Below are 6,012 nucleotides of genomic sequence, written 5' to 3' on the forward strand. Positions count from 1 at the left end.
CAATGCAGGAAAGTATGTTACAAAAACAGATCATGACAAAATATGGTCAAGATGAAAGTAAATGGTTAGAAAGCTTAACAGTAAAACAGTTAGAAATGGTCACTGAAGAAATACTGAAAGAAATAACATTAGATGAGCTAAAAAGCAAAGTAGAAAAGTAAGTAAAGACAGCATAAGCTGTCTTTTACTAGTTTATAAATTATATATTTGCATGGCTACACCATCAGCCATTATTTTAAATCCATATTTTTGATAAAAAGATGTATTTTTACTTTCCTCAGGCATTATCTCAATATAAAGATAGTCTTTGCATATTTTTTGATTATTTCCATCATCGTTCTGGCAATTCCACAATCTCGATAATTAGAATCGACCAAAACATAATTGATATGGATACAAGGAATAATTACTTGAAATATAGTTTAAAAAAATCGGATGTTAAACTTGTTTATCTATTGTAGTCAAAAAAGAATATTTTGTGTATAATCATCAAGTGCTTTTATTAACTCACTTTATTAGTGAGTTTTTTCTTTGGTAAAAATATTACCGCTTCTGTAATTCAAATTTGAAAGCGCTTTTTATATACTGATAGTTGTCAAAGGGAGGAAAAAAAGAATGAAATTTATCATGTCACTATTAGAAAAATATTTAATGCCTTTTTCTAATAAAATAACTGCAAACAAATTATTAAATGCAATCAAAGATGCCTGCATCTTAACCAGCCCATTTACAGTAGTTGGTTCACTGGCAGGTCTTATTAGTCAACAAGCCACTTATTGGTTTGGTGAATGGGGTGTATCATTAGATGGGCCATTAGGAAGTGTGATCAATACATTTTCAAATATTAATACCGTAGCTATGGGAATGACAGGATTAGTTGTTGTTTTAGCTTCAGCTTACAATTATGCGTCTTTATTGAAAGGAAATAAACCTGGCGATAAATGTGTGCCATTAGTTGCTGCTATCGTTTCATTAATTGCTTATATTGCAACTATACCTAATGCAATTAATGTTGGTGATTCAACTATTACTGCTTTCCAAATTAATTTCTTTAACTATGAAGGAATGTTTACAGGAATGGTAATTGGTTTATTATCATCATATTTATATTATCATTTAGTTAATTCTAAATATACAATTAAGTTACCAGGTCAAGTACCGCCAATGGTTTTAAATTCATTTTTATCGATTATTCCATTTTTCGTTATTATGGTAGTTTTCTCAGCTTTAAAAGAAGTTGTCTTAGTACTTGGCTTTGCTTCAATTCAAGAATTATTTACACAATTTATTATTACACCACTTAATGGTATTGGAACTGGATTACCAGCCGTAATCTTAGTAATTATTATCATGCAATTATTATGGTTTTTCGGAGTTCATGGTTTTTCAATTATGTGGGGCTTAATTTCAGTATTATGGATGCCAATTTTCTATGAACATATTCAAATTTTTGTGGAAACTGGTTCTTTTGATAAAATCACTCAAGTAGCTCCAAATACATTATGTAATGTTTATGCGATGATCGGTGGTTCAGGATCAACTTTAGCTTTAGTAGTTTTATTATTAGTTCTTGGTAAAAAAGGATCAGCTGAACGTTCAATTGGTAAAGTAGCGATTATTCCCGGTTTATTTGGAATTAATGAACCAGTAACATTTGGGTTACCAATCGTTTTAAACCCAATTATGTTTATTCCATTTGTCTTTGTACCAGTAGTAAATGCTATCATTGGTTACTTTGCAACATCATGGGGCTTAGTAAATCATTTAGTTGTTTTAAATTCAGGAGTAGAACCAATTTTTGTCAATGCCTGGGTACTTGGTGCCTTTACAATTAGTCCGGTAATCTTATGTGTAGTTTTATTTATTGTTGATTTAGTGTTATATTATCCATTTGTGAAACTACAAATTAAACAAAATAGTATGGAAGCAGAAAGTGAGGGAGTAGCTCTTGAGTAAGATACATTTTATCCCTCATGTGCACTGGGATCGTGAATGGTTAAGATCAAGTGATGCTTCAAGAATTAAATTAGTTTATTTTTTCGATCGTTTAATTGAAGTTTTTGAAAACGATCCAGAAATGAAAAACTTTACTTTTGATGGTCAAACAGCCGCACTAGAAGACTATCTGGCAATCAAACCGCAACAAAGAGATAAAATTGCTGAATTAGTCAAAGATAGAAAATTACTCATTGGACCTTGGTATGTTCAGCCTGATATGATCATTCCTTCAGGTGAAGCCTTAGTTAGAAACTTACTATTAGGTTCTAAATACGCTAAAAACTTAGGTCATTGTATGAATGTTGGTTGGGTACCAGATGCTTTTGGGCAAAATCGAATCACTCCATATTTATTTAAACAATTAGGATTAGAGGGTGTTTATGCATGGCGTGGATTTGATTATGACTGTTTAGAAGATTCAATCTTCTGGTGGAAAGGAAATGATAATACCGTATTACCAGCTGTTCATTTTGCTTTAGGATATGGTTTCTACCGTGGTTTTCCTGAAGATTATGTAGATGTAAAAAAAGATGTTGATAATTTTGTTTCTAAATTAAAACCACGTTATCAAGATGGTGAAATCTTATATATGTTAGGAAGTGATTATGCTTTCTATCGCAAACATAGTACTAAAATGATTAAACAGTTAAACGAAGATGGCTATGATTGTAAAATTACTAATCCTGAAGATTATTTAAAAACAGTTTTCCAGGCTGCTAAAGACAATCAGCATCAATTAACGGTTTACGAAGGTGAAGCTCGTAGTGCTACTTTAGGAAGAATTCATGCGGGAATTACGTCAACTCGAATTGATATTAAAAATGCGATGCGCTATTATGAAACATTAATGGCTAAAGTTGTTGAACCAATGATCAGTATTACGCGTAATTTAGGTGGTTATTGCGATCAAGAGTTAATTAATTATTTTTGGAAAATTATTTTCAAAAACCAGTTCCATGATTCTATTTACAGTTCATCACCAGAAAGTGTTAATCATACTGTTGAAAATCGTTTATTGAATTTACGTCATGGATTAAACGAATTAATTTGGATGAATTTCCGTTATTTATCAGAAAAAGCGGATTTAAGCAGTTTACAAGAAAACGAAGATATCCTAGCTTTATTTAACACATTACCATATAAGCGAGATGACTATGCTTTTATAAGTATGATCGTTAAAGATAAAGATTTTGTCTTAAAACGATTTGATGGCAGTATCGTACCTTATCAGTTAGTAAATGAAATTGAAGATACTTGTCATGATGTTGAATATTATAATGGGATGGAAAATTTCCATGATGCCGGTGAAGTATTAGAAGGAACTAAATACAAAGTCCAATTAAAAATTAATACGGCTTTTTTACCAGCTATGGGTTATGAAATCTTAAAGGTTTGCTTTAATAATAAACCGACGGAAACGATCAGTGGTGATGTTACGGTTTTTGATCATGGCATGGAAAATGCATATCTTAAAATTGTCATCGAAGCCAATGGTACAATTACAGCTACTAATAAATTAACGAATCAAACTTATCATCAATTAAATCGCTTTGTAGAAAAAGGAGATGATGGTGATGAATATAATTATTCACCATGTGTAGATGATAAGGAAATATTGATAAGTGATGCTAAACCAGTAATTACTTTGATTGAATCATCACCAATAGAAGCTAAATATCGAATTGTTTATGATGTTAAAGTACCTGAAAAAGTAGTTGATCATCATCGTAGTCAATCATTAAAAGATTTAAGAATTATTAGTGATGTATCATTAAAAGCTAGACAACAAACAATTGATTTTAAAACAACGATTGAAAACCATTCTAGTGATCATATTGTTAGAGTTACTTTTGATGATTTATATCAAGCAAGTAAAAACTGCAGTCAAGATCAGTTAGGAACAATTATTAGGGATAATGTTATTAAAAATCAATTGGGATTAGAAAACGGGGCAACTGAATATGTTTTACCAATCTATGCAATGCAACGTTTTGTTAAACTGGATCATGATCAAGCTATCATGTCTTTGCTTTCTAAAGGTCCTTTAGAGTATGAAATTGAAAATAATCAGCGAATTTGTTTAACATTACTTCGCAGTGTTGGTAAATTTGGAAAAGCTGATTTATTGATTAGACCTGGAAGATCATCAGGGTATCGGATGGATACACCATCATCACAATTAATAGATAAAGTAATTACTAGTGAATATGCTATCTTTTTAGGAACTAATGATCAAATGTCTAAAATGATTAGGGACGCAGAAATATATAATACACCAGTTCAAAGCCGTTATTTAAATGATCTTAGTCGCAAACAAAATGATCATTTATCATGGCAAAATAGTATTTTAGAATTAGACGATCGAGTAGAACTAATGGCCTATAAACAAGTAGAGGCCGGAAAAGCATCATCACTTAGAATTTTAAATAATCGTGATGAGGATGTCTTTGATGTTATGATCAAAGTTGCAATAAATCAAAAATGTTATTTATCAAATGTTCAAGAAGAGAAGTTAACTGAATTAGAAAATCATAATGGTCAAATTTGTCTTAAAAAAATTAGTGCGAATACCTTTGTTACTGTTATAATAGAGTAGATTTTTTCTACTCTATTTAAAGTATGAAGGGATGATAAAAATGAGTTTAATCAAAAATTTTCAACAGTATGGAAATAATCTTACTGAATTAGAAATCGAATCATTTCAAAAACTATTAGCTTTTGAAAACTTACAACCTAGTTTAACCATTTCATCACTAGCGGAAGCATTGAATGTTTCTACAACAACAATCTTTAGGATGGTTAAAAAACTTAATTATAAAACATTTATGGATTTTCGTTATGATCTTTTATATCATCGTCAAGATGAGTTTGTCTATAATGCAACTGATGAAAATATCATTGATGTAATGGAAAAAGAAATTCGTGATACGATGACGATGCTTAAAAATATAGAGATTGATGAAATGATCAAAGATATTATTAACGCTAAAAGTGTACTGATTTGTTCTTCAGGAATGAATAAATATGTCGCTAAGATTTTAGCAGTTAAATTAAGTTTATATGGAATTAGAACGATTTATCCAGATGATAGCTGGTTTTTGTATCTGGAAGCTAATAATTTAACGAAAGATGATTTTGTGATTGTTTTATCACGAAGCGGAACAACACCCGCAATTCTTGATGTAATGAAAAATGCTAAACTTAGTGGCTGTAAAATGTTATTGATTACTGAACATAAAAATTCACCAATGAATCAATTAGCTGATCATACTATGAATGTATCACTAAGTGAAGATGAAGGTTATGATATTGATTCAAGACTGCATATTCATCTTGCAATTGAATATTTATTACGTAAGTTAGTTAATCAATATTTGTACAATAAAAAATATTTATAAATAAGCAGGAAAATAGAGATGATAGAAAAAATTGTTGAACAAATGACATTAAAGGAAAAAGTTGGTCAATTGAACCAGCATTTATATGGCTGGCAATGTTATCAAAAAGTTGATGACCACTATGAATTAACGGATTTATTTAAAAATCATGTAAAAGAATATGGTGGGGTGGGAGCCATTTATGGAATCATGCGCGCTGATGCCTGGAGCCAAATCGACAATCAAAATGGGATATCAAGGCAAGATAGTTTAAAAGTAGTAACAATGATCCAGGAATATATTAAGAAACATTCTAGATTTAAGATTCCCGCTTTAATTAGTGAAGAATGTGTTCATGGGCACATGGCTTTAAAAAGTCCTGTTTACCCAGTTTCTTTGGCAATCGGATCATCTTGGAATGTTGATTTGATGAAACAAATCACGCAAAATGTAAGTAATGAATTAGCTTGTAAAGGTGGTAATCTAGCTTTATTTACGGGTTTTGATGTTTTGCGTGATCCGCGCTGGGGCAGAAGTGAGGAATGCTTTAGTGAAGATCCTTATTTAACTAGTGCTATGACCAAAGCAGCGATCAAAGGCTTTAATCAAGATGATAATGGGGTAACGCCGGTTTTAA

The 6,012-nt window shown here is 30.9% G+C and carries 5 protein-coding genes; 4 read left to right on the forward strand and 1 reads right to left on the reverse strand.

Annotation, left to right across the window (positions count from 1 at the left end):
• Nucleotides 1-284: 284 nt before the first annotated feature.
• Nucleotides 285-419: a GNAT family N-acetyltransferase gene (locus tag J7M77_RS16910; RefSeq protein WP_367236988.1), complete on the reverse strand. Its 135-nt coding sequence runs from the start codon at nucleotides 417-419 to the stop codon at nucleotides 285-287.
• A 196-nt stretch (nucleotides 420-615) separates the two neighbouring features.
• On the opposite strand from J7M77_RS16910, the gene J7M77_RS11280 reads away from it, so the two are divergent.
• From J7M77_RS11280 to J7M77_RS11295, 4 genes are all read left to right on the forward strand, one after another.
• Nucleotides 616-1,956, forward strand: coding sequence for a PTS transporter subunit EIIC (locus J7M77_RS11280; protein WP_296878583.1), 1,341 nt, complete (start codon nucleotides 616-618; stop codon nucleotides 1,954-1,956).
• On the forward strand, nucleotides 1,949-4,594 hold the full coding sequence (locus J7M77_RS11285) for a glycoside hydrolase family 38 C-terminal domain-containing protein (RefSeq protein WP_296878585.1): 2,646 nt from the start codon (nucleotides 1,949-1,951) through the stop codon (nucleotides 4,592-4,594). The genes J7M77_RS11280 and J7M77_RS11285 overlap by 8 nt, the downstream gene beginning before the upstream one ends.
• Nucleotides 4,595-4,634: 40 nt before the next feature.
• Nucleotides 4,635-5,396 carry a MurR/RpiR family transcriptional regulator gene (locus tag J7M77_RS11290; RefSeq protein ID WP_296878587.1) on the forward strand — a complete coding sequence of 254 codons (762 nt, stop codon included), beginning with the start codon at nucleotides 4,635-4,637 and terminating at the stop codon, nucleotides 5,394-5,396.
• A gap of 18 nt (nucleotides 5,397-5,414) precedes the next feature.
• Nucleotides 5,415-6,012 (forward strand): glycoside hydrolase family 3 N-terminal domain-containing protein (locus J7M77_RS11295; protein ID WP_296878589.1); only part of this gene is annotated, 598 nt, incomplete at its 3' end.

Origin of the sequence: Thomasclavelia sp., from assembly GCF_017889095.1 — a bacterium.
GTDB lineage: Bacteria > Bacillota_I > Bacilli_A > Erysipelotrichales > Coprobacillaceae > Thomasclavelia.